This is a genomic window from uncultured Piscinibacter sp. (assembly GCF_937952055.1).
In the GTDB taxonomy this organism is placed as follows: domain Bacteria; phylum Pseudomonadota; class Gammaproteobacteria; order Burkholderiales; family Burkholderiaceae_C; genus Piscinibacter.
Map to the genome: position 1 here is coordinate 15,928 of NZ_CALFYO010000009.1, position 22,147 is coordinate 38,074.

The following is a 22,147-nucleotide window of genomic DNA, read 5'->3' on the forward strand; positions in this document are numbered from 1 at the left end:
CTCAGGCTGCGAGCTCCGGGCCGCTGCGGTGCTCGAAGCTCGACGCGTGCTCGCGGTGCAGCAGCGTGGCGGCGGCATCGAGCTCGACCACCGCCGCGCCCCAGGACAGGCCGACGCCGTAGCCGAGCATCATCAGGCGTTGTGTCGACTCGCGCTGCGCAGGCAGGCTGCGCGTCAGGGTCAACGCCACCGATGGGCCGCCGCAGTTGCCATGGTCCTCGATGGTCATCGGCACCTTGGCCTCGGGCAGCCCGGCCTTCTTCATCAGGTGCTTCATGATGAAGCGGTTGGACTGGTGGAACAGGTAAGCGTCGATCTCCTCCACGCTGCGACCGGACTGCGCCAGCGCGTCGCGGATCAGCGTCGGCACGCGCTTGATGGTGAAGTTGAAGATGCCGGCACCGTCCATGCGCAGCCAGAGGTCGCGCGGGTCGGCCGGCGTGCGGTCGCGGAAGGCGCCGCCGCGGATGATCAGTCCATCGTGGCCGCTGCCATCGGTGTGCAGGCAGAAGTGACTGGCTGCCGCGCCCGGCGCGATTTCCAGCGCCGTGGCCGAGCCGGCATCGCTGAACAGCAGCCGCGTCGCCTGGTCGTCGGGCGCGACGAAGCGGCTCGGCGTCTCGCCGTGCAGCATCAGCACGCGTCGGTGGCCACCGGCGTTGAGCATCGCCGCTGCCAGGTAGAGACCGTAGGGATAGCCCGAGCAGCCCAGCCCCATGTCGAAGGCGGCGCAATCGTCCGGCAGTCCCAGCCACTGGTGCAGCAAACAGGCCGTCGAGGGCAGGAAGTGATCGGGCGACTGGGTCACGAAGATCAGGCCGCTGACCGACCCGCGCGACCAGCCGAGCTCGCGCAACAACGACTCCGCGGCCTCGAAGCACAGGTCGGCAGCGGTCTCGCCCGGCGCGACAACGTGACGCTCGCGCACGCCGGCCATCTGCACGACCTTGCGCACCTCGTCGGGGTCGAAGCCGAGGTCGTCGGCGAGGTTGTTCTCGACGCGCGCCGGCACGCAGGTCGAGACGCCGGCGATGCGAAAGCCTTCGATGCTGTGGCGGCTCATGGACGCTCCTTGGGGCAGGGTGAGAGGGGGCTGCGCCGGACGGGCCGCCGGCAGGCCAGCGTCATTCGAGGATCCGGGTGCCGCCATCCACCACCAGCGTCTGCCCGGCCATGCCCGACGCCGCAGTGCTGCAGAGGAACTGCGCGGCGTGGGCCACTTCGTCGAGTCCGACGAGGCGGCCGCGCGGCGAGCGGCGCAGTGCATCGGCCAGGCGCTGCTCCCTGTCGGGGAAGGCGTCCCAGGCGTCGGTCTGCACGCTGCCCGGCGAGAGGATGTTGACGCGGATGCCGCGCGGCGCAAGCTCCACGGCGAGGTGCCGCGCCAGTGACTCGAGTGCCGCCTTCGAGGCGCCCACCGTCGCGTAGGCCGGCACGGCGCGCTCGGCGCCGGCACTGGACACCGCCACCAGCGCAGAGCCCTCGCCGAGGCGCGGCAGCAGCAGCTTGACCAGTTCGAAGAAGGCGCGCACGTTGAGCGACTGCGTCCAGTCCCAGTGCTTCACGCTGAGCTGCTCGAAGGGTCGGTGCACGCCGGTGGCGGCGCAGTGCACGATCGACAGGGGCATCGCGGGATCGAGCGCATCGATGCGTTCGTGCACCGCAGCCAGGCCCTTGGGCAGCGTGAGGTCGGCGCGCAGGGTCTCCAGCGCCAGGCCGGCCTCGCAGGCCTCGGCGGCCAGTGACTCGGCGCCGGCGTCGTTGCGCGCATAGTTCGCGATCACGGCCGCGCCCGCGCGGGCGAAGCGCAGCGAGATGGCGCGGCCGATGCCGCGCGTGCCGCCGGTGACGAGCACGCAGCGTCCGGCGAGGCCGAAGGCATCGTTCATGGCGTCTGCCCTGCGAGGAAGGCGTCGAGCAGCGGGTCGCTGAAGTCGGCCGACAGCGTGCCCGGCGGCACGAAGGTGAAGAAGAGTTGCGCCTGTGCGACCGTCTTCCCGCCGACATCGGCGCGGCAGTCGGCATTGGCGTAGCGGTCGGTGTTGGCGGTGATGGTGGCGTGCAGCATCACCTCGTCGTCGGGACGCACCCACTGGCGGAAGCTCGCCGAAAGGATCTTCGCCAGCATCGCCTTGCCACGAGCGCGCCGCTCGCCATCCAGCGCCTTGGCTGCGGCCTGCCCCATCATCTCGGTGAGCAGCACGCCGGGCACCACCGGAAAGCCGGGGAAATGGTCCTGGAAGTAGTCCTCGTCCGGCGGGATGTGCCGCGCGGCCTCGACGCGCACGCCGGGCTCCAGGCAGAGGATGCGGTCGACGAGAACGAAGCGCATGGAGCCGGCGGATCCGCTCAGGCGTCCTGGAGGGCGCCGCGCTGGCGCAGCACGTCGAGCAGGTCGGCCACGCTCTGCAGCCCCTCGATGGCGTCTTCCGCCAGGTGGATGTCGAAGCGCTCGTCGAGCGCGGCGATCAGCGACAGCGTTCCCAGCGAGTCCCAGCCGGGGATGTCGTTGCGCGGGGTGTCCTTGCCGATGCGGCCGGGGGATTCCTCGAACACCTCGGCAATCCAGTGCAATGCGTCTTCGGTCTTGATGGTCGACATGATCGGCCTGTGCGGCCCCTCCTCATTGGGCGGTGAACCCGCCGTCCACCGGCAGGTCGGCGCCGGTGATCCAGCGCGCGGCGGGTGACAGCATGAAGGCCGCGGCCTGCGCCACGTCCTCGGGCTGTCCGATGCCCAGCGGGTGGGCGGATTCGATCTTCTGCACGTGCTCGGGCGACAGCTTGCCGAGCGATTGGCGCGTCATCTCGGTGTAGACGAGTCCGGGCGAGAGACAGTTGGCGCGGATCTGGCGGCGTGCCAGTTCCACGGCCAGCGCGCGCACGGCAGCCGCCACTGCGCCCTTGCTGGCGCAGTAGCCGATCTGGCCCGGCATGCCCACGCGGCCGTACACCGAAGAAATGAACAACAGGCTGCCGCCTTCGGCCGTCATGACGTCACGACGGCAGAGCGAACGCGCGAGCTCGAGGCCGGCGATCAGATTGATGTCGAGCTGGGCGCGCACCACGTCCACCGTGTTGGTCGGCAGGGGCCGCGTTTCGACGACGCCGGCGGCGTGGCACAGCCCGTGCAAAGCCCCGACGTCCTGCCGCAGCGCCATCACCGCCGGCAGGATGCGCTCGTGCTGTGCGAGGTCGAGTTCGACGAGGCAATGCGCGGCACCTTCCAGTTGCGCCGCCGTGCGCTGCAGGCGCGCACGGTCGCGCCCGACCAGCGCAATGCTCGCGCCGCGTCGTGCCAGCTCGATCGCGATCGCGCGGCCCAGGCCCGACGAGGCCCCGGTGACGACGATCCAGCGGGCGTCGAAGGAGAGTGCAGGAGGGATGGACATGGAGAGACTCGACGCGAAGCCCGAGGCTACAGGGCGGGGCCGAGGATATCCCAGCGCCCGAGAGGCGACCGCCCCCTATCGCGCAGTATTTCGCGCTCTCACGCCCCCTCGATCGAGTGGTTGCGAGGCGCCTGCACCACACCTGACAGATCGTAGAAGAACTCACCGCGCCGGCTCATTTCGCTCACGCACGCTATCGCGTCGCGCACTCGAATCGCCTCGATCTGCGTGTTGCCCACGCGAACGCTGCGGATGGCGCCACGCGCTCGAAGGGCGCGCTCGAGCACCGGAAAGCGGCGGCGCTGGATGGCTTCGGGCGAGTAGACATGGGTGCGCACGGTGCCCGGCCGTCCGTCGCGGTCGATCACCGAGACCTCGAAGCAGTTCGCCGTGTAGAGGGGAAAGGGCAGCTGGGCGCTGACGAGGTGCTCGAGATGGTGGAAGAAGGTGAAGGTGCCGAACTCGACATTGAGGAACGCGACCATTCCGTCCGCCTCGGCCAGGCGCTCGAACGGCGTGCCCGGACCGCAGGGGTGGATGCAGTGCTCGTGGCCTTCGATGAAGGACTCGGCGCGCGGACCTCGCACCAGCACAGGGTGCGTGGGATGAAGGCTGCGCAGCACCTCCGGCCGGCGTCGGAAGAATTCGGAGACCAGCCCCATCATCGAGGGCGTGCGGCGCACGTCGAACTGTCTGAGCTTCTCGAGGTACTGCAACGACGAACTGCGATACGGCAGGGAGACCATCAGAAGGTGGCCGTTCGGACCGACCGCATCGATGAAGGTGTCGGTCAGCTCCTCGATCGAACCGCGGAAGCCGTGATGGGGCGCGAAAGCGCTGTGCAGCATCACGGCGTCGCCTTCGCGCACGCCGATTTCGCGCAGCGCCTGCAGCAGTTCGACGCGCCCGTAGGAGAGGAAGAGGCGGACAAACGAGGCCCGCAGTGCGAACCAGCGAGCCTTCAGCCACTTGCGCAGGTGGCGCGGCCGGAGAGAGATCGTGACCATGTTGGCATTCGGGGTGCCGCCTCCCAGCGTTGAGGGGGGAGCTGGCCGGACTGGCGGCCCCTACAATTTGAGTGAACACCACGACGCTGTCGTGGGCTTTCACGACACTGTGCCACATGGCGCCCGCGTACCGACCCTGAGCCTGCGCATGAAGAACGCGATCCTGCGGCGGGCCAGAGCCGCCCGTGAAGCGCTGACGTTGCCGCCCTTGGCGCGCGCCGAACTGAAACTCGATCGCGGCGGGCTGCCGGGCAGCGACCCGGGCGCCGAGCGTGTCCTGCCGGCGCTGATGGTGTGGATGAGCCTGGCCCAGGACCGCTCGCCGAGCGCCGACGGCGGTGTGGCGCGCAGCTACGACCTGCTGCGCGGCTGGGAAACCTCCTACCCCGAGACGACAGGCTACATCGTCCCGACGTTCATCGCGTACGGGCAGCGCACCGGGCGAGAGGACATGCTCGCCCGCGCGCGTCGCATGACCGACTGGCTGGTGAGGATCCAGTTGCCGGGCGGCGGCTTCCAAGGCGGGCGCATCGACTCCGTGCCGGTCGTGCCCGTGACCTTCAACACCGGCCAGATCCTCATCGGCCTGGCCGCGGCCGAGACGGCGTTCGGCGGTTACCGCGAGCCGATGCGCAGGGCCGCCGACTGGCTTGCACGGACGCAGGACGCGGACGGCTGCTGGCGCAGCCATCCCACGCCCTTTGCGGCGCCCGGGGAGAAGGAATACGAGACCCATGTCGCGTGGGGCCTGTTCGAGGCGGCACGCGTCGAACCCGACCGCGGTTATGGCGAAGCCGGTCTGCGCAACGTGGCCTGGGCGCTGAGCTCCCAGGCGGAGGACGGCTGGCTGCCCAAGTGCTGTCTGGTCGATCCGGCGCGGCCGCTGACACACACCATCGGCTACGCGCTGCGCGGCGTGCTGGAGGCCCATCGCTATCGGCCCGACGCCGCCCTGCTCGAAGCTGCCCGGCGCATTGCCGACGGGTTGTTGCTCGCGTCCCGACCGGATGGCCATCTCGCGGGGCGTCTGTCGCGCGGCTGGCGTCCCGCCGTGCCCTGGGTCTGTCTGACCGGCGCGGCGCAGGTGGCCATCTGCTGGTTCATGCTGTTCCGCATCACCGGCGAGCGGCGCTATCTCGAGGCAGGCTTGCGCGCCAACGCCTACGTGCGCCGCACCGTCCGTCTGGACGGACCGGAGGAAGTCCGCGGCGGAGTCAAGGGCGCCTTTCCCGTCGACGGAGACTACGGTCGCTTCCAGCTGCTCAACTGGGCGGCGAAGTTCCTCGCCGACAGCCTGATGCTGGAAGCCGATCTGAAACGCGAAGGCCTGGCCTGAGGGCCGTGGACGATCGATCGCGAGCGCTCAGGCGAGGTTGAAGGCCTCGCCGAGCCGCTGGACCCTGCCGGTCTCGGCGGCGTGGTAACCCATCAACGAGGAAATCGCCGCGCGCGACGCTGGCGATGCGAGCAACTCCAGCACCGGTTTCACGTGCAGCTGCTCCAGGCTCGCAATGCGCAGCGCAAAGAAGTAGCGCTCGCGCAGCAGCGGGATGAAGTGCAGCCCGAAGCGCTGTGCCGCGGTCTGCACGCCGATGCCGACGTCGGCCATGCCGCTGGCGATGTAGGCCGCCACCGCGGCATGGGTCAGCTCGGTGTCGTCGAATCCGAGCACCTCGCCCGGTGCGATGCCTTCGCGTTCGAGCAGCAGTTCGGTGAGCACCCGCGTGCCGGAACCTTCCGGGCGGTTGACGAAGCGCAGGTCCGCTCGTCTCAGGTCTGCCACGCCAGCCACCTTCTTCGGGTTGTCGCGCGCGACGAACAGGCCCTGCGTGCGCACTGCGACGTGCACCAGGCAATGCGTGTCGGCACGCAGCCAGCGCAGGTAGCGGCGCAGGGCATGGCCTTCGAACTCGCCGACCGGCACGTGCAGGCCGGCGAGATCGCAGTCGCCGCGCGCGAGCGCCGCCACCGACTCCAGGCTGTTGCGGTAGCGCAGTTCCACGGGCAGCTCCGCGGCGTGCATCAGTTCCCGCAGCCGCGCCACCGCGAAGCCGTGGCTCGCGTCGATGCGCACGGCCGCACGTGTGGGCACCAGGCTGCGGTCGAGGTCGCGCTCCAGCTCGGAGGCGAGCGACTCCAGCAGCGGCGACAGACGCGCGGCAATGCGCCGGTCGGCCCAGATCAGCTTGTGCGCCAGTTCGGTGAGCACGGAGCCGCGTCCGCGGCCGGACTCGATCAGCGCCGCACCGAACAAGGCCTCGGCGTGCTTGATCAGTCCCCAGGCGTGCCGGTAGGACTGGCCGACGCCGCGCGCGGCCTCGGCCAGCGAGCCGCTTTCCTGCACGCCGGCCAGCAGCGCCAGCAAGGCCGTGCTGTCGATGCGCGGTCCGCCGGGCGGGCCGACGTCCCACTGGGGGCGCAGGATGATGTCCATATAGGAAGTTCAGAACATATTGTGCCCGCCCGCCGGCCGTACCCTGCCAGGCCATGAACACGACCGCCATCTCGCTGCAGTCCGTCAGCGAACAGTTGCCGCGCCGCAAGACGGCGCGCCACCAGGGGCGCACGGCTGATGCCGCCACGCTGAACGAGGTGCGCCGCACGCTGGGTGAGTTGCCGCTGCGCCGCGATCTGCTGATCGAGCACCTGCACGCGCTGAACGACCGCTTCGGCCAGCTGCGCACCGACCACATGGCCGCCCTCGCGCAGCTGCTCAAGCTGGCGCAGGTCGAGGTGTTCGAGGTGGCGAGCTTCTATCATCACTTCGACGTGGTGCGCGAGAACGAGGAGGGTCGATTCCAGTCGCCGCCCAGGCTGACGGTGCGCGTCTGCAACGGGCTGTCCTGCGAACTGGCTGGAGCGCAGGCATTGCTGGCGAAGCTGCCGGCGCTGCTCGGCGGCGAGGTGCGCGTCGTGGAGGCGCCCTGCGTCGGCCGCTGCGAGCAGGCGCCGGTGGCGGTGGTGCATCAGCGCGCGGTGCCCGAGGCGGACGCGGACGCGGTGCAGGCGCTGGTGAAGGCGGACCGACGCCACGACGACCTCCCTGCGGCCGTGGACCTGACAGCTTACCTCGCCCAGGGCGGCTATCGGCTGCTGCGCGACTGCCAGGCCGGCGTCCGCGACGTCGAGGCGGTCATCAAGGCGATGGAGGACTCCGGCCTGCGCGGCCTCGGCGGCGCCGGCTTCCCGGCCGGGCGCAAGTGGCGCATCGTGCGCGCCGAGGCAGCCCCGCGGCTGATGGCGGTGAACATCGACGAAGGCGAACCCGGCACCTTCAAGGACCGCCACTACCTCGAGCGCGACCCGCACCGCTTCCTCGAAGGGCTGCTCGTGGCCGCCTGGGCGGTCGGCATCGCCAAGGTCTACGTCTACCTGCGCGACGAGTACCACGGCTGCCGTGCGCTGCTCGAGCGCGAGCTGGCGGCGCTTCGCGCGAACCCGCCCGCGGGTGGCCTGCCCGAGATCGAGCTGCGCCGCGGCGCCGGCGCCTACATCTGCGGCGAGGAGTCCGCGATGATCGAGTCGATCGAGGGCAAGCGAGGCATGCCGCGGCTGCGCCCGCCCTACGTGGCACAGGTCGGCCTGTTCGGTCGGCCGACGCTGGAGCACAACTTCGAGACCCTGTTCTGGGTGCGCGACATCGTCGAGCGCGGCCCGCAGTGGTTCGCGGCGAACGGCCGCCACGGCCGCCAGGGTCTGCGCTCGTTCTCGGTGTCGGGCCGCGTGCGCGAACCCGGCGTGAAGCTGGCGCCGGCCGGCATCACGCTGCGCGAGCTGGTCGACGAATACTGCGGCGGACTGCCCGAGGGACACGAGCTGTACGGCTATCTGCCCGGGGGTGCCTCGGGCGGCATCCTGCCCGCCTCGATGGCCGACATTCCCCTGGACTTCGACACCTTGCAGCCCCACGGCTGCTTCATCGGCTCGGCGGCAGTGGTCGTGCTGACCAGGAGCGCCACCCACGTCGACCGCGCGGTCGACGCCGCGCGCAACCTGATGCGCTTCTTCGAGGACGAGTCGTGCGGCCAGTGCACGCCGTGCCGCGCCGGGACGGCGAAGACGCGCGCGCTGATCGAGCGCGAGAGCTGGGACATCGTGCTGCTCGCCGAGCTGTCGCAGGTGATGCGCGACGCGTCGATCTGCGGCCTCGGTCAGGCTGCACCGAACCCGGTGGACTGCGTGGTCCGCTACTTCCCGCACGAGCTGGAGCGCTCATGAACAAGCCCGTCGACTTCATCGAGTTTTCGCTCAACGGCAAGACGGTCGCCGCCGCTCCGGGCGAGACCATCCTGCAGACCGCCAAGCGCTCCGGGGTGCGCATTCCGCACCTGTGCGCGAAGGAGGGACTGGAGCCGGCGGGCAACTGCCGTGCCTGCGTGGTGGAAGTGAAGGGCGAGCGCACGCTGGCCCCGTCGTGCTGCCGCACGCCGACACCGGGCATGGCGGTGGACAGCGCCAGCCCGCGAGCGGTGGCGGCGCAGACCATGGTGCTGGAGCTGCTGGTCAGCGATGCCGGCCGAGCCAGCGCCGAGCACTCGCACGATTCCGAGCTGCTGTTCTGGGCCGACAAGTGGAAGGCGCCGCGCGGCCGCCTGCCCGAGCGCGAGACGATCGCGGCCGATGCCTCGCATCCCGCCTTTGAGGTCAACCTCGACGCCTGCATCCAGTGCACGCGCTGCATCCGCGCCTGCCGCGACATCCAGGTCAACGACGTGCTGGGGCTGTCGCATCGTGGCTCGCACGCGAAGATCGTGTTCGACCAGGACGACGCCGTCGTCGCCTCGAGCTGCGTGGCCTGCGGCGAATGCGTGCAGGCCTGCCCGACCGGCGCGCTGATGCCGGCGCGCGGCGCGGGCCTGGCGAAGATCGACCGCGAGGTCGAGTCCGTGTGTCCGTACTGCGGCGTCGGCTGCCAGCTGACGATGCACGTCGGACGCGACGAGAAGGGGGCCGAGAAGGTGCACTACGTCACCGGCCGCGACGGCCCGGCCAACCACGGCCGGCTGTGCGTCAAGGGCCGCTTCGGCTTCGACTACATCCACAACGAGCGACGCCTGACCGCGCCGCTGGTGCGCCGCGAGGGCGTGGCCAAGGACCCGGCCCACATCGAGCGCTTCAAGCGCGGCGAACTGCCCCTGTCGGCGTTGTTCCGCGAGACGAGCTGGGAGGATGCGCTGGACCTCGCCGCCGGCGGCCTGGCGCGCATCCGCGACGCCACGCCGGCCGGTCAGCCCAGCCGCCTGGCCGGCTTCGGCTCGGCCAAGGGCAGCAACGAGGAGGCCTACCTGTTCCAGAAGCTGGTGCGCACCGGCCTGCGCACGCACAACGTCGACCACTGCACCAGGCTGTGTCATGCCAGTTCGGTGGCGGCGCTGCTCGAAGGGCTGGGGTCGGGGGCCGTGTCCAACCCGGTGGAGGACGTCGCACAGGCGGATGTCATCCTGCTCATCGGTGCCAACCCGTCGTCCAACCACCCGGTGGCGGCGAGCTGGATGAAGAACGCCGTCCAGCGCGGCGCCCGGCTCATCCTGGCCGATCCCCGCGCAACACCGATGGCGCGCTTCGCCACCTGGCACCTGGCCTTCCGCCCGGACACCGACGTGGCGCTGCTCACCGGCCTGCTGCACGTGATCGTCGCAGAGGGCCTGGTCGACGAGGCTTTCGTCGCCGCGCGCGTCAACGGCTACGAGGCGGTGAAGGCAGCGGTGGCCGAGGCGACGCCGGAGCGCATGGCCGAGATCTGCGGCATCCCGGCCGAGACCCTGCGCGAGGTGGCGCGCGCCTTTGCCACCTCGAAGGCGTCGATCATCCTGTGGGGCATGGGTGTCAGCCAGCACGTGCACGGCACCGACAACGCGCGCTGCCTGATCGCGCTGTCGCTGCTCACCGGCCAAATCGGCCGTCCCGGCACGGGACTGCACCCGCTGCGCGGCCAGAACAACGTGCAGGGCGCCAGCGACGCCGGCCTGATTCCGATGATGTATCCGAACTACCAGCACGTGGCGCGCGACGGCGCGCAGGCGCAGTTCAAGGCGCTGTGGGGCACCCCGCTGGGTGGGCAGCCCGGCCTCACGGTGGTGGAGATCATGAGGGAGGCCGCCGCCGGCCGCATCACCGGCATGTACGTCGAGGGCGAGAACCCGGCGATGAGCGACCCCGACCTCGACCATGCGCGCGCCGCGATGGCCAGGCTCGAGCACCTCGTCGTGCAGGACATCTTCGCCACCGAGACGGCGATCCTCGCCGACGTGGTGCTGCCCGCATCGGCCTTCGCCGAGAAGTGGGGCAGCGTCACCAACACCGACCGGTTGATCCAGATCGGCCGCCCGGCGCTGAACCCGCCGGGCCAGGCGCGCCAGGACCTGTGGGCGATCGAGCGGATCGGCCGCCGGCTCGGCCTGCCCTGGGACTACTGGCGTGACGAGGATGGCGACGGCCACGCCGCCGCCGAGGCGCCGGTCGCACGCGTGTACGAGGAAATGCGCACGGTGATGGAGCCGCTGGCCGGCGTGCCCTGGAGCCGCCTGGTGCGCGAGGACGCGGTGGTCACCCCCGCCGAGCGCGAGGACCAACCTGGCCATGCGGTGGTCTTCATCGACCGCTTCCCGACACCGGACGGCCGGGCGACCCTGGTGCCGGCACGCTTCGTCGCCGGCCCCGAGCAGCCCGACGCCGAGTTTCCCTTCGTGATCTCCACCGGCCGCGTGCTCGAACACTGGCACACCGGCGCGATGACGCGTCACGCCGGCGTGCTCGACGCGCTGGCGCCGGTGGCCACGATCAGCATCCATCCCGACGACGCGCAGCGCGTCGGCGTGGCGCATGGCGGGGCGCTTCGCGTCGAATCGCACCACGGTGCGATCGAGGGAGTGGCCGAGGTGACGCGCGCCGTCAATCCAGGCCACCTGTTCGTGCCGTTTGCGTACTGGGAGGCGGCGGCCAACCGGCTCACGGGGTCGGCGCTCGATCCGTTCGGCAAGATTCCCGGCTTCAAAGTCACGGCGGTGCGGGCGTTCGCGGTGTCCGGCTGAGTTGGGGGGATCGGGGCGCGCCACTCTCCGGGGCATACTCGCCGGATGTACGAAGCGCACTTCGGGATCAGCGGTCCGCCGTTCCAACTCAGCCCCGACCCGAGTTTCTACTTCGACAGCCAGGGCCACCACGAAGCCCTGACCATCCTGCGTCGGGGCCTCGATCAGCCCTCGGGCTTCGTCGTCGTCAGCGGCGAGATCGGGGCCGGCAAGACCACGCTGGTGCGCACGCTGCTCGCCGAGCTGGACTCGGTGGGCCTTGCCGTGGGGCAGGTGTTGACCACGCAGCTCGACGACACCGAGCTGCTGCGCGCGATCTCGCTGGCCTTCGGCATCACGGCCGATGCGACGACGCCGGACGGCCTGTACGAGGCGCTGCAGGCCTTCCTCATCGCGCTGGCCAGGGAAGGCCGGCGTGCGGTGCTGATCATCGACGAGGCGCAGAACCTGCATACCAGCGCCCTCCAGTGGCTGGTGCAGCTGGAGAAGGGGCACTCGCCGACCCGCGTGCCGCTGAAGATCTGCCTCGTCGGGCAGCCCGAGCTGCGCGAGCGGGTCGCGTCGGGCGAACTGATCGCGCTGCGCGAGCGCATCAGCGCGCAGTGCCACCTCGGGCCGCTGGGCGCCGGCGAGACCGGCGCCTACATCCGCCACCGGCTGGCCAAGGTCGGCTGGACGGGCACCCCGAGCTTCGAAGCCGGCGCGTTCGAGGAAATCCACCGGTGGACCGGCGGCATTCCGCGACGCATCAACCTGCTGTGCAACCGGCTGATGCTGTCACGCTTCCTCGCTGCGCAGACGTCGATCGATGCGGCAGCGGTGTCCGAGACCGCGCGCGACCTGCGCGCCGAGATCGGCGACACCTCGCCGCCACCGCCGCCGGTGGCGGCGCTGCCCGTCCTGCAGGATGCCGTGGAGGCCGTTCCCGAGGCAACGAGCGCGCCTGCGGAGCCGGCACCGGCGCTGCCGCCCGACCCTCCCGTGGCATCGGCCGCGGAGGTCGATGTCGATGTCGAACTGCTGGGCGCCGCCGAGGCGCCGCCGCCGACGCTGCCCACGCTTCGCGGCGGGAACGAGTCGCGCCCGCTGCTGTGCGTGGTGGGCGGGCAGGGCGAGCATGTCAAGGCCGCGGCACTGATGCACGCGATGGCAGGCCGGCCCGAGCTGCCGGTCACGCTGCTGGTGCGCTGCTACGCCAACAGTGCCTTCGAGCGCCACCGCGACATGTTTTCCGGTCTCGACGTTGCCGGCCGCCTGGTCAGCCTGGGCATCGCCGGCGGCACCTATGCCGGCCGTGCCGCCGAACTGATGAAGCGATTCGAGTTCGTCGTCGATCATTGCCAGCCGGCCGCCGTGATCGTCTTCGACGGCAGCGACGCCGCGCTGTCCTGCGGCCTGGTCGCCAGTCGCAAGGGCCTGCCGGTGCTGCACGTCGGCGCGGGGCTGCGCAGTGGCACCTCCTCGGACGCCGCCGACATCACGCGGCGGCTGGCCGACCAGCTCTCCGACGTGCTCTACACCACCGAGGCGCAGGCCGACCAGCAACTGGCGCAAGAAGGCGTGACCTCCGACCGCATCCGTTTCGTCGGCAACACGCTGGCCGACGCGCTGCAGATCGCGCTGCGCTCCCGGCTTGCCGAGCCGAACCCGCGCGAGCGCCTCGGCCTGCCCGCGAACCTGCTGTCCGACCGCAACGGCTACGGCGTGGTCGTGCTCGACGGCATGCCCAATGTCGGCGACCGGCAGGTGCTGTCGGAACTGATCTCCATCCTGCGCGCGGTGGCGCACGACGTGCCGCTGGTCTGGCCGATGCACACGCGCACCCGCGAGCAGCTCGCGCGCTTCAAGCTCGATGCCATCGTCGCCAGCGAGCGCATCGCCACCTTGCCCTCGCAGGGCTACCCCTCGCTGGTGCAGCTGATGTCCAACGCGACCTGCGTGCTCACCGATTCGTGGAACGTGCAGGAAGAGGCGACGATGCTCTCGATTCCCTGCCTGACCATCGGCATGGGTCAGGAGCGCGCCCTGACCGCCACGGTGGGCTCCAACCTGGTGGTCGGGCGAAACAAGGCACTGGCGACGCGCGCGGTGTGGGACTGCATCTTCAACGGTGGCAGGCGAGGTCGCGTGCCCGAGCTCTGGGACGGCCATGCGGCGGACCGCATCGCCGATCACATGGTCGGCTTCCTCGCGGCGCGCCGCAAGTCGCGCGCCGGCGTCACGGCCTGAGCGTCGCCGCCGCCCGCGGTGCGAGCACACCGGTGGCCAGCGCCGTGCCGAGCAGGATCACGCCGCACCCGACCGCCATCGCCGCCGTCAACGGCTCGGCGAGGAACAGCCAGCCCCACAGCACGGCGAACGCCGGAATCAGGAAGGTGACGGCAATGGCGTTCGCCGGGCCCACATGGGCGATGAGCCGGAAGTACATCAGGTAGGCCAGGCCGGTGCACAGCAATGCCAGCAGCGCCACCATCGTCCAGGCGCGCGCCGAGGGCATTTCGGCCGGCCACCACCACAGTGCCGGGAGTGCCAGCAGCAGTGCGGCCGAGAGCTGGCTGCCGGCGGCCACCGCCATCGGCGCGACGCCCTGCAGTCGCTTCTTCGTGTAGTTCGCCGACAGGCCATAGAGCAGCGCGGCTGCCAGGCAGGCGACGATCGCCCAGCCCGAGCCGCCCGGCCTGAACGAGGCCTTTTCCCACGCCAGCCCGATCACGCCGGCGAAGCCGATCGCCAGGCCCAGCACGCGTGCCGGCGTCGGCCGGTCGCGCAGCCACAGCCAGCCGATCATCGCGCCGAACAGCGGTGAGGAGGCATTGAAGATCGACGACAGGCCGGCGCTGATCGACAGCGCAGCGTAGCTGAAGCACAGGAAGGGCAGCGCCGAGTTGGTGACGCCGACGACGAAGATGCTGCGCCAGTGGCGGCGCAGCTCGCCGACCTGGCCGTGCCAGTGCAGCAGCGGCAGCAGCACCAGCGCCGCGCCGGCGACGCGCACGGCGGACAGTGCCACCGGACCGAACTCGCCCGCGCCCAGGCGCATGAAGAGGAACGAGGCGCCCCAGATCGCCGCGAGCGCGACCAGTTCGCCGAGGTCGGTGCCCTTCATGCGCGCGACTCCAGCGCGAGCAACGAGCGCTTGCGCGGCAGGCCGCCAGCGTAGCCGGTCAGCGAGCCGTCGCCGCCGATCACCCGGTGGCAGGGCACGACCAGCGAGGCCGGGTTGCGCCCGATGGCGGCGCCCACGGCGCGCACGGCCCGCGGGGCGCCGATCGTGCGCGCCAGTTCGGCGTAACTGCAGGTACGGCCGGCGGGGATGCGCCTCAGCGCCTGCCACACGGAGCACTGGAAGGGCGTGCCCTGCAGGTCCAGCGGCAGGTCGAAGGACGAGGCCTCGCCCGCGAAGTAGCGCCTCAGCTGCTGCGCCGCTTCGTGCAGCAGCGTGTCGTCGGGGCGCAGCGGCGCGTGCAACTCGCCCGGATGGTGCTTCTGGCCCTCGAACCACAGACCGGCCAGACCCTTCGCCGTGCGCGCCAGGCGCATGGCGCCGAGCGGGGTGTCGACGAGGGCCTGCGCCGTGCAGACGGCGTTCAAGGTGGCGTTCAGCGTGCTCATCGGGGGATCTCCAGGCTGTTCCACAGTCGCAGCACCGCGTAGGCCCGCCAGGGCCGCCAGGCCTGCGCCTGCGCGTGCGCGTCGCGCTGGCTGGCGGTCCCGAAGCGCGCGTGCATCGCCTTCAGCACCGCCACGTCGTTCGGTGGGAAGGCGTCGGGCCAGCCGAACGCGCGCATCGCGATGTAGTGCGCCGTCCACGGACCGATGCCGGGCAGCTCGCACAGTGCGGCGATGAAGTCGTCCGGGTCGGTGGCCGGCGACATCAGCGTCTCCAGGCCCGGCCAGGCATCGGCCAGCGCGATCAGCGCGCCGGCCCGCTGGCGGACGATGCCGAGCGCCGCGATTTCGGCCAGAGGGGCGGCCGCCAGCACCTCGGGTTGAGGAAACTGCCGCGCCAGCGACGGCCAGGGCGTGGCCAGCGGCGTGCCGAAGCGCTCGACGACACGCCGTGCCAGCGTGCGAGCTGCTGCCACGCTGACTTGCTGTCCGAGCACGGCGCGCACGGCGAGCTCGAGCGCATCCAGGCTGCCGGGCAGGCGGATGCCCGCAGCGCCCGGCAAGGAGATCAACGCGGCGTCGATGCTCGCCGGCGAGGCGTCGAGGTCGAGCCAATGCCGCGCGGCGGCGACCATGCGCGCGCTGCTTGCGGCCAGCGCAGGCGCGAAGCGCAGCTGCACGCGGTCGCGCTCGAGCTCGAAGCGGGCCTCCACCCAGCCGGGCGCCTCGGCGAGGCAGCCGGCGCGCAGCGTGCGCCGGATCGACACGCCGTCGACCTCCTCGATGCCGGGAATCGCCCGCTGCGCCACGAAGCGCAGCAGCGCGGCGTGGTCGAACGGCGCGCGGTAGGCGAGCGTGAGCGTCACGGCGTCGGGCGCCTCGCCGCTGCGCGGCGCCTCGTCGGCCGCGCCACGCAGCCGGCTCGGGCTCATGCGGTACTGCTCGGCGAACGCCGCGTTGAACCGGCGCAAGCTGCGAAAACCGCTGGCCAGTGCGACCTGCGCGACCGGCATCGTGGTGTCGGTGAGCAACTGCTTGGCGAGCAGCAGGCGGCGCGTCTGCAGGTACTGCATCGGCGTCACCCCCTGCTCGGCGGCGAAGATGCGCCGCAGGTGCCGGTCGCTGACGCCGAGCCGGCCCGCCAGCGCGGCGAGCGACGCCGCCTCGCCGCTGGCGGCCTGCATGTTCAGCTCCAGCGCGGCCTGGCGCGCGAGCGTGCGCGACGCATCCATCACGCTCCACGGCATGCCGGCGCCCGGCGCGATCTCGGGCCGGCACTTCAGGCAGGGGCGGAAGGACGCCGCTTCCGCCTGTGCCGGCGTCTCGAAGAAGCGGCAGTTGCGCCGCTGCGGCGTGCGCACGCGGCAGATCGGGCGGCAGTAGACGCCGGTGGAGGTCACGCCGACGAACAGGCGCCCGTCGAAGCGCGCATCGCGCGCCGCAAGGGCCTGGTAAGCGGCATCGGGGTCGAGCGTCATGACGGCCATTATGGTCAGCGGCCGGCGTCGCGCTCGCCGTTTTCGGACATGCCGTTCGCCCGGCTCTGCCGCGCTGTCACCGAGGTGACGGATGCCGGGTTTCCACGCTGACCTGCGGATTTGCCCTTCGCATACAACCCAACTGCTCGTCGGGAAAGCACCGGCACCGGGAACGATCGTGCTGTCCCCTTCGCGACAAGCGTCCGGACACCCCTTGCGGAGACAGGGCTTGCAGCTACTGCAGATCATCATCAGCGGCATCGCGCAGGGCTGCATCTACGGCCTGATCGCGCTGGGCTTCGTGCTGATCTACAAGGCGACCGAGACGGTGAATTTCGCGCAGGGCGAGCTGATGATGCTCGGTGCGTTCTGCGGCCTCGGCCTGATGACGATGCTCGACTTCCCGTTCTGGCTGGCCGTGCTCAGCGCCATTGCCGCGATGGCGCTGTTCGGCATCGCGCTCGAGCGCGTCGTCGTGCGGCCCATCCTCGGCCAGCCGGCGTTCTCGATCGTCATGCTGACCATCGGCATCGGCTACGTGGCGCGCGGGCTGATCACGATGATCCCGACCATCGGCACCGAGACGCACACGCTGCCCGTGCCCTACAAGGACCAGGCCTGGAAGCTCGGCGAACTGGTGCTCAACGTCGAGCAGCTCGTCGTCATCGCCGCCACCGCCATGCTCAGCGCGCTGCTGTACCTGATGTTCCGCTACAGCAAGCTCGGCATCGCGATGCAGGCCGCGTCGCAGAACCAGCTCGCGGCGTACTACATGGGCATCCCGGTGAAGCGCCTCAACGGGCTCGTGTGGGGCCTCGCCGCCGCGGTGGCGGCAGTCGCCGGCCTGCTGCTCGCGCCGATCACCTTCGTGCACGCGAACATGGGCTTCATCGGGTTGAAGGCCTTTCCGGCCGCGGTGGTCGGCGGCTTCGGCAGCCTGCCCGGTGCGATCGTCGGCGGGCTCGTGATCGGCCTGGTCGAGGCGCTGTCGGGCTTCTACCTGCCCGAAGGATTCAAGGACATCGCCGCCTACGTGGTCGTGCTGGTGATGCTGGTCGTGCGGCCCAACGGGTTGTTCGGCGAGAAGCTGCGCAAGAAGGTGTAGGACGGCATGCGCTTCATCTTCAAGACGAGTTACGAGCAGGACATCCGCCTCGCCAAACACGGCGGGCAGGTGTTCTGGTACGGAGCGTTGCTGCTCGTCTTGCTGGTCGCGCCTTGGCTGTTCCCGGAGTACTGGCTGGCGCAACTCACCTTCGTGCTCATCTACGCCGTCGTCGGCCTCGGGCTGATGCTGCTGTCGGGCTTCACCGGCCAGTTCTCGCTCGGCCACGCGGCGTTCCTCGGCGTCGGCGCCTACACGCAGGCGGCTCTGACCGGCGCCGGCATGCCGTTCCCGCTGGCCATGCTCGCGGCGGCGGCTGTGTCGGCGCTGGTCGGCGTGATCGTCGGCCTGCCGGCGCTGCGCCTGAAGGGCATCTATCTCGGCATCGCCACGCTCGCCTTCGGCTTCATCGTCGAAGAGGTGTTCGCGCGCTGGGAGAGCGTGACCGGCGGCAACGCGGGAAAGCACGTCAAGTCTCCCGAGCTGTTCGGCTGGACGCTCGACTCCGGCGAGTCCTTCTACTACCTGTGCCTGCTGGTCGCCGTGATCGCCACGCTGGCCATCCTCAACCTGCTGCGCTCGCCCACCGGCCGCGCCTTCGTCGCCATCCGCGATTCCGAGATCTCGGCGCAGAGCATGGGCATCCACCTGGCGCGCTTCAAGACGATGTCGTTCGCCATCTCCGCAGCCCTGGCGGGCGTGGGCGGCGCGCTGTATGCGCACAAGCTGAAGTTCATCTCGCCCGACCAGTTCGGCGTGCTGCAGTCGATCGACCTGATCCTGATGATCGTCATCGGCGGGCTCGGCTCGGTACACGGCGCGTTCCTCGGCGCGATCTTCCTCATCACCATGCCGCAGGCCATCGCGCTGGCGAAGGACCACCTGCCCGACGCGATCGCGCTCGCGCCGGGCCTGCAGGGTGTGGTCTACGGCGCGGTGCTGATCGCCTTCGTGCTGTTCGAGCCGCTCGGCCTGTACGGCCGCTGGCTCAAGTTCCGCACCTGGTTCCAGATCTTCCCCTTCTACCGGCGCGGTATGTTCAGGCGGCAGAAGAGCTTCCAGAAGTCGGAGCGGCTGAAATGAGCGGCAACGTCCTGCTCTGCGCCAGGGACCTGAGCGTGCGCTTCGGCGGCGTGCTTGCCGTCAACAAGGTCGGCTTCGACGTCAAGCGTGGCGAGGTGTTCACGCTGATCGGCCCGAACGGCGCCGGCAAGACGACGGTCTTCAATCTGATCAGCCGCATCTACACGCCGACCTCCGGCAGCATCGAGTACGAGGGCGAATCGCTGCTCGCGCACGCGCCGCACGAGATCGCGCAGCTCGGCATCGCGCGCACCTTCCAGAACATCGAGCTGTTCGAGCACGCCACCGTGCTGCAGAACCTGCTGATCGGCCGGCACACGCACCGCGAGACGGGTTTCTGGAGCCAGCTCTTCTTCACGCCCGCGACGCGTGCCGCCGAGGTACGTGCTCGGCACAAGGCGGAAGAGGTGATCGAACTGCTCGAACTGCAGCACCACCGCGAATCGCTCGTGGCCGGGCTGCCCTACGGCGTGCGCAAGGTGGTGGAGCTGGCGCGCGCGCTGTGCACCGAGCCGAAGCTGCTGCTGCTGGACGAGCCTTCGTCGGGCCTGAACGTCGAGGAGACCGACGACATGGCGTTCTGGATCGGCGACATCCGCGACGAGCTCGGCGTCACCGTGCTGATGGTCGAGCACGACATGTCGCTCGTCTCCAAGGTGTCCGACCGCGTGCTCGCGATGAACCAGGGCGAGGTGCTCGCGCTGGGGTCGCCTGCCGAGGTGCAGGGCCACCCGGGGGTCGTCGAGGCCTACCTCGGCGCTGCCGGCGACGTCGAGAGCCTGCGCAGGAGGGCGGCATGAGCGACGTCCTGCGGCTGGCCAACGTCGAGAGCAGCTACGGGCCGATCCGCGCCATCCGCGGCGTCAGCCTGAAGGTCGAGAAGGGGCAGATCGCCACCGTGCTCGGCTCCAACGGCGCCGGCAAGACGACCATCCTCAAGACCATCTCCGGCATCCTCGATCCGACCAAGGGGTCGATCGAGTTCAACGGCGAGGACATCACCGCGCGCGACCCGGCGCAGATCGTGCAGCGCGGCCTCAGCCACGTGCCCGAGGGGCGCGAGGTGTTTCCACTGCTGTCGGTGCACGACAACCTGATGATGGGCGCCTACACACGCCGCGACCGCGACGGCGTGGCGCGCGACCTCGAGACGGTGTACGGCTACTTCCCCATCCTGCGCGAGCGATCGAAGCAGGATGCCGGGCTGCTGTCCGGCGGCCAGCAGCAGATGCTGGCGATCTCTCGCGCGCTGATGGCCGCGCCCGAGCTGATGCTGCTCGACGAACCCAGCCTGGGCCTGTCGCCACGGCTGACGCGCGAGATCTTCGAGATCGTCATCCGCATCAACCGCGAGCGCGGCACCACGCTGCTGCTCGTCGAGCAGAATGCCAACATGGCGCTCAACGTCGCCGACCAGGGCTACGTGCTGGAGAACGGCCGCATCGTCATGGAGGACAGCTGCGAGCGGCTGCGCGAGAAGGAGGACATCAAGGAGTTCTACCTCGGCATGAAGGAGTCCGGCGTGCGCGGAGAGCGGCGCTGGAAGAAGAAGAAGACGTGGAGGTGATGCCGTGCCGAACATCTGGGACCTGAGCGAACTCAAGCCGCGCACCGACGTCGTCGTCCCCGGGGAGACGATGTCCGCGATGTTCTGGAACGCGGTGGCGCAGCGCGGCGACCGCGTCTTCATGCGCCAGAAGGAACTCGGGCTGTGGCGCGAGTGGACCTGGACGCAGACCGGCGAGGCGGTGCGCGAGATCGCCCACGGGCTGATGAGCCTGGGCTTCCGCAGCGGCGACTGTGCCTCCATCCTCTCCAATACTGTGGTCGAGTGGATGCTCGCCGACATGGCCATCCTCTCGTGCGGCGGCGTCAGCAACGGCATCTACCCGACCGACGCGGCCGAGCAGGCGCAGTACCTCTGCGAGGACTCGCGCACCTCCGTGCTGTTCGTGGAGGACGAGGAGCAACTGGACAAGGCGCTCGAGGTGCGCGCTCGCCTGCCGCTGCTGCGCAAGATCGTGGTCTTCGACACCAAGGGCCTGCGCGACTTCAAGGATCCCGGCGTGATCGACCTGGCGGCGCTGCGCGACCTCGGCCGCGTGCACGAAAAGGACCACCCGGGCGAACTCGACGCACGCGTTGCCGCCTGCCGGCCGGGCGACCTGGCCATACTCGTCTACACCTCGGGCACCACCGGCAAGCCCAAGGGTGCGATGCACTCGCATGCCGGCCTCGTCTACACCGTGCGCGGCTACAACCTGATCGTGGCGCAGTACGAGACCGACGAGCGCATGTGCTTCCTGCCGCTGTGCCACATCGCGGAGCGCATCGGCGGTGCCTTCTTCGCCGTCTACACCGGCTCGGTGCTCAACTTCGTCGAGCGACCGGAGACCGTGCCGGAGAACGTGCGCGAGATCGCGCCGACGGTGTTCACCGCCGTGCCGCGCGTGTGGGAAAAGTTCTATTCGGCGGTGACGATCGCGCTGCGCGAATCGAGCGCGCTGCAGCAGGCCGCCTACGGCTGGGGCATTTCGGTCGGCATGCGCATCGCCGACCGGGTGCTCGCCGGCCAGCCCGTGAGCGCGTGGCTGAAGCTGCAGTTCCGCGTCGCGCGCCTGATCGCGCTGGACAACGTGCGCAAGCTGATCGGCGTGCACCGGGCGCGCTTCTGCGTCACCGGCGCGGCGCCGATCTCGCCCGAACTGATCAAGTGGTACCTCGCGCTGGGCGTGCCGCTCGGCGAGGTGTGGGGCATGACCGAGACCTGCGGCGCCGCCACCTCCACCCCGATCGGCCGCATCAAGCCCGGCATGGTCGGCCCGGCCTGCCCGTTCAACGAGGTGCGGCTCGATCCGGTGACGAACGAGATCCAGGTGAAGGGCCCGAACGTCTTCATGGGCTACCTCAACCTGCCGGAGAAGACCGCCGAGACCTTCACGCCCGACGGATGGCTGCGCACCGGCGACGTCGGCGAGATGGACGAGGACGGCTACTTCCGCATCACCGACCGGATGAAGGACATCATCATCACGGCCGGCGGCAAGAACGTCACGCCCAGCGAGCTCGAGAACGACCTGAAGTTCTCCCCCTACATCACCGACGCGGTGGTGATCGGCGACAAGCGGCCCTACCTGACCGTGATCGTGATGATCGACCAGGAGAACGTCGAGAAGTTCGCGCAGGATCGCGACATCCCGTTCAGCAACTACACCAGCCTCACGCGCGCCCAGGAAGTCCAGGCGCTGATCTGGGACGAGATCGAGCGCGTGAACAGGAAGTTCGCCCGTGTCGAGCAGATCAAGAGGTTCTTCCTGCTCGAGACGCAACTCAGCGCCGAGGACGAGGAGCTCACGCCGACGATGAAGCTCAAGCGCAAGCTCGTCGAGAAGAAGTACGCCGAGCGCATCGATGCGATGTACCGTTGACCCCGCCACCCCAAG

General features: G+C 70.1%; 19 protein-coding genes. 9 read left to right on the forward strand and 10 right to left on the reverse strand.

From position 1 onward, the window contains the following. Position 1 precedes the first annotated feature (1 nt). The 6 genes from Q0599_RS02520 to Q0599_RS02545 all read right to left on the reverse strand — a co-directional run bounded on the left by Q0599_RS02520 (position 2) and on the right by Q0599_RS02545 (position 4,398). Positions 2–1,063: a 3-oxoacyl-ACP synthase III family protein gene (locus Q0599_RS02520; RefSeq protein ID WP_298825170.1), complete on the reverse strand. Its 1,062-nt coding sequence runs from the start codon at positions 1,061–1,063 to the stop codon at positions 2–4. A gap of 61 nt (positions 1,064–1,124) precedes the next feature. After that, a complete protein-coding gene (locus Q0599_RS02525; protein WP_298825173.1) occupies positions 1,125–1,889 on the reverse strand; it encodes an SDR family oxidoreductase in 765 nt (254 codons plus the stop codon). Further along, a complete protein-coding gene (locus Q0599_RS02530; RefSeq protein ID WP_298825175.1) occupies positions 1,886–2,332 on the reverse strand; it encodes a 3-hydroxyacyl-ACP dehydratase FabZ family protein in 447 nt (148 codons plus the stop codon). The genes Q0599_RS02525 and Q0599_RS02530 overlap by 4 nt, the downstream gene beginning before the upstream one ends. 17 nt (positions 2,333–2,349) lie before the next feature. Beyond that, a complete protein-coding gene (locus tag Q0599_RS02535; RefSeq protein WP_298825177.1) occupies positions 2,350–2,601 on the reverse strand; it encodes an acyl carrier protein in 252 nt (83 codons plus the stop codon). Positions 2,602–2,623: 22 nt separating this feature from the next. Further along, positions 2,624–3,391, reverse strand: coding sequence for an SDR family NAD(P)-dependent oxidoreductase (locus tag Q0599_RS02540; RefSeq protein WP_298825179.1), 768 nt, complete (start codon positions 3,389–3,391; stop codon positions 2,624–2,626). 98 nt (positions 3,392–3,489) lie between these two features. Next, a complete protein-coding gene (locus Q0599_RS02545) occupies positions 3,490–4,398 on the reverse strand; it encodes an AAC(3) family N-acetyltransferase (RefSeq protein ID WP_298825181.1) in 909 nt (302 codons plus the stop codon). On the opposite strand from Q0599_RS02545, the gene Q0599_RS02550 reads away from it, so the two are divergent. Continuing rightward, entirely contained in the window at positions 4,391–5,734 is a 1,344-nt protein-coding gene (locus Q0599_RS02550; RefSeq protein WP_298825183.1) for a prenyltransferase/squalene oxidase repeat-containing protein, read from the forward strand. The two genes, Q0599_RS02545 and Q0599_RS02550, sit on opposite strands and share 8 nt — an antisense overlap. 27 nt (positions 5,735–5,761) lie before the next feature. Here the strand turns inward: Q0599_RS02550 and Q0599_RS02555 are convergent, their stop codons facing one another. Then, on the reverse strand, positions 5,762–6,832 hold the full coding sequence (locus Q0599_RS02555) for a substrate-binding domain-containing protein (protein WP_298825187.1): 1,071 nt from the start codon (positions 6,830–6,832) through the stop codon (positions 5,762–5,764). Between the two features lie 53 nt (positions 6,833–6,885). Here Q0599_RS02555 and Q0599_RS02560 point away from each other — a divergent pair, with 53 nt between their 5' ends. Genes Q0599_RS02560 through Q0599_RS02570 form a run of 3 tightly spaced genes read left to right on the forward strand, consistent with a single transcriptional unit; the run spans position 6,886 to position 13,658 of the window. Continuing rightward, on the forward strand, positions 6,886–8,616 hold the full coding sequence (locus Q0599_RS02560) for an NADH-ubiquinone oxidoreductase-F iron-sulfur binding region domain-containing protein (RefSeq protein ID WP_298825190.1): 1,731 nt from the start codon (positions 6,886–6,888) through the stop codon (positions 8,614–8,616). After that, complete coding sequence (gene fdhF / locus Q0599_RS02565; protein WP_298825193.1) at positions 8,613–11,429, forward strand: formate dehydrogenase subunit alpha; 2,817 nt, start codon at positions 8,613–8,615, stop codon at positions 11,427–11,429. Before Q0599_RS02560 ends, fdhF begins: the two co-directional genes overlap by 4 nt. Before the next feature lie 45 nt (positions 11,430–11,474). After that, positions 11,475–13,658, forward strand: coding sequence for a UDP-N-acetylglucosamine 2-epimerase (locus Q0599_RS02570; RefSeq protein ID WP_298825198.1), 2,184 nt, complete (start codon positions 11,475–11,477; stop codon positions 13,656–13,658). On the opposite strand, the gene Q0599_RS02575 is transcribed toward Q0599_RS02570, so the two are convergent. The 3 genes from Q0599_RS02575 to Q0599_RS02585 are packed head-to-tail and all read right to left on the reverse strand — an operon-like array spanning position 13,648 to position 16,516. Then, the gene (locus Q0599_RS02575; RefSeq protein ID WP_298825201.1) at positions 13,648–14,535 is read right to left on the reverse strand and encodes a DMT family transporter; all 888 of its coding nucleotides are present in this window, start codon (positions 14,533–14,535) and stop codon (positions 13,648–13,650) included. The genes Q0599_RS02570 and Q0599_RS02575 overlap by 11 nt on opposite strands. Beyond that, positions 14,532–15,041: a methylated-DNA--[protein]-cysteine S-methyltransferase gene (locus Q0599_RS02580; protein ID WP_298825204.1), complete on the reverse strand. Its 510-nt coding sequence runs from the start codon at positions 15,039–15,041 to the stop codon at positions 14,532–14,534. Before Q0599_RS02580 ends, Q0599_RS02575 begins: the two co-directional genes overlap by 4 nt. After that, positions 15,038–16,516: an Ada metal-binding domain-containing protein gene (locus Q0599_RS02585; protein ID WP_298825207.1), complete on the reverse strand. Its 1,479-nt coding sequence runs from the start codon at positions 16,514–16,516 to the stop codon at positions 15,038–15,040. Before Q0599_RS02585 ends, Q0599_RS02580 begins: the two co-directional genes overlap by 4 nt. A 229-nt stretch (positions 16,517–16,745) precedes the next feature. Here Q0599_RS02585 and Q0599_RS02590 point away from each other — a divergent pair, with 229 nt between their 5' ends. The 5 genes from Q0599_RS02590 to Q0599_RS02610 are packed head-to-tail and all read left to right on the forward strand — an operon-like array spanning position 16,746 to position 22,132. Beyond that, positions 16,746–17,621: a branched-chain amino acid ABC transporter permease gene (locus Q0599_RS02590; RefSeq protein WP_298825210.1), complete on the forward strand. Its 876-nt coding sequence runs from the start codon at positions 16,746–16,748 to the stop codon at positions 17,619–17,621. A 6-nt stretch (positions 17,622–17,627) separates the two neighbouring features. Continuing rightward, positions 17,628–18,704 (forward strand): branched-chain amino acid ABC transporter permease, encoded by a 1,077-nt coding sequence (locus Q0599_RS02595; protein WP_298825213.1) that lies wholly within the window; start codon positions 17,628–17,630, stop codon positions 18,702–18,704. Then, positions 18,701–19,504, forward strand: a complete 804-nt coding sequence (locus Q0599_RS02600) for an ABC transporter ATP-binding protein (RefSeq protein WP_298825216.1) — start codon at positions 18,701–18,703, stop codon at positions 19,502–19,504. Before Q0599_RS02595 ends, Q0599_RS02600 begins: the two co-directional genes overlap by 4 nt. After that, the gene (locus Q0599_RS02605; protein ID WP_298825218.1) at positions 19,501–20,271 is read left to right on the forward strand and encodes an ABC transporter ATP-binding protein; all 771 of its coding nucleotides are present in this window, start codon (positions 19,501–19,503) and stop codon (positions 20,269–20,271) included. The genes Q0599_RS02600 and Q0599_RS02605 overlap by 4 nt, the downstream gene beginning before the upstream one ends. 4 nt (positions 20,272–20,275) lie before the next feature. After that, positions 20,276–22,132 carry a long-chain fatty acid--CoA ligase gene (locus Q0599_RS02610; RefSeq protein ID WP_298825220.1) on the forward strand — a complete coding sequence of 619 codons (1,857 nt, stop codon included), beginning with the start codon at positions 20,276–20,278 and terminating at the stop codon, positions 22,130–22,132. Positions 22,133–22,147: the final 15 nt, after the last annotated feature.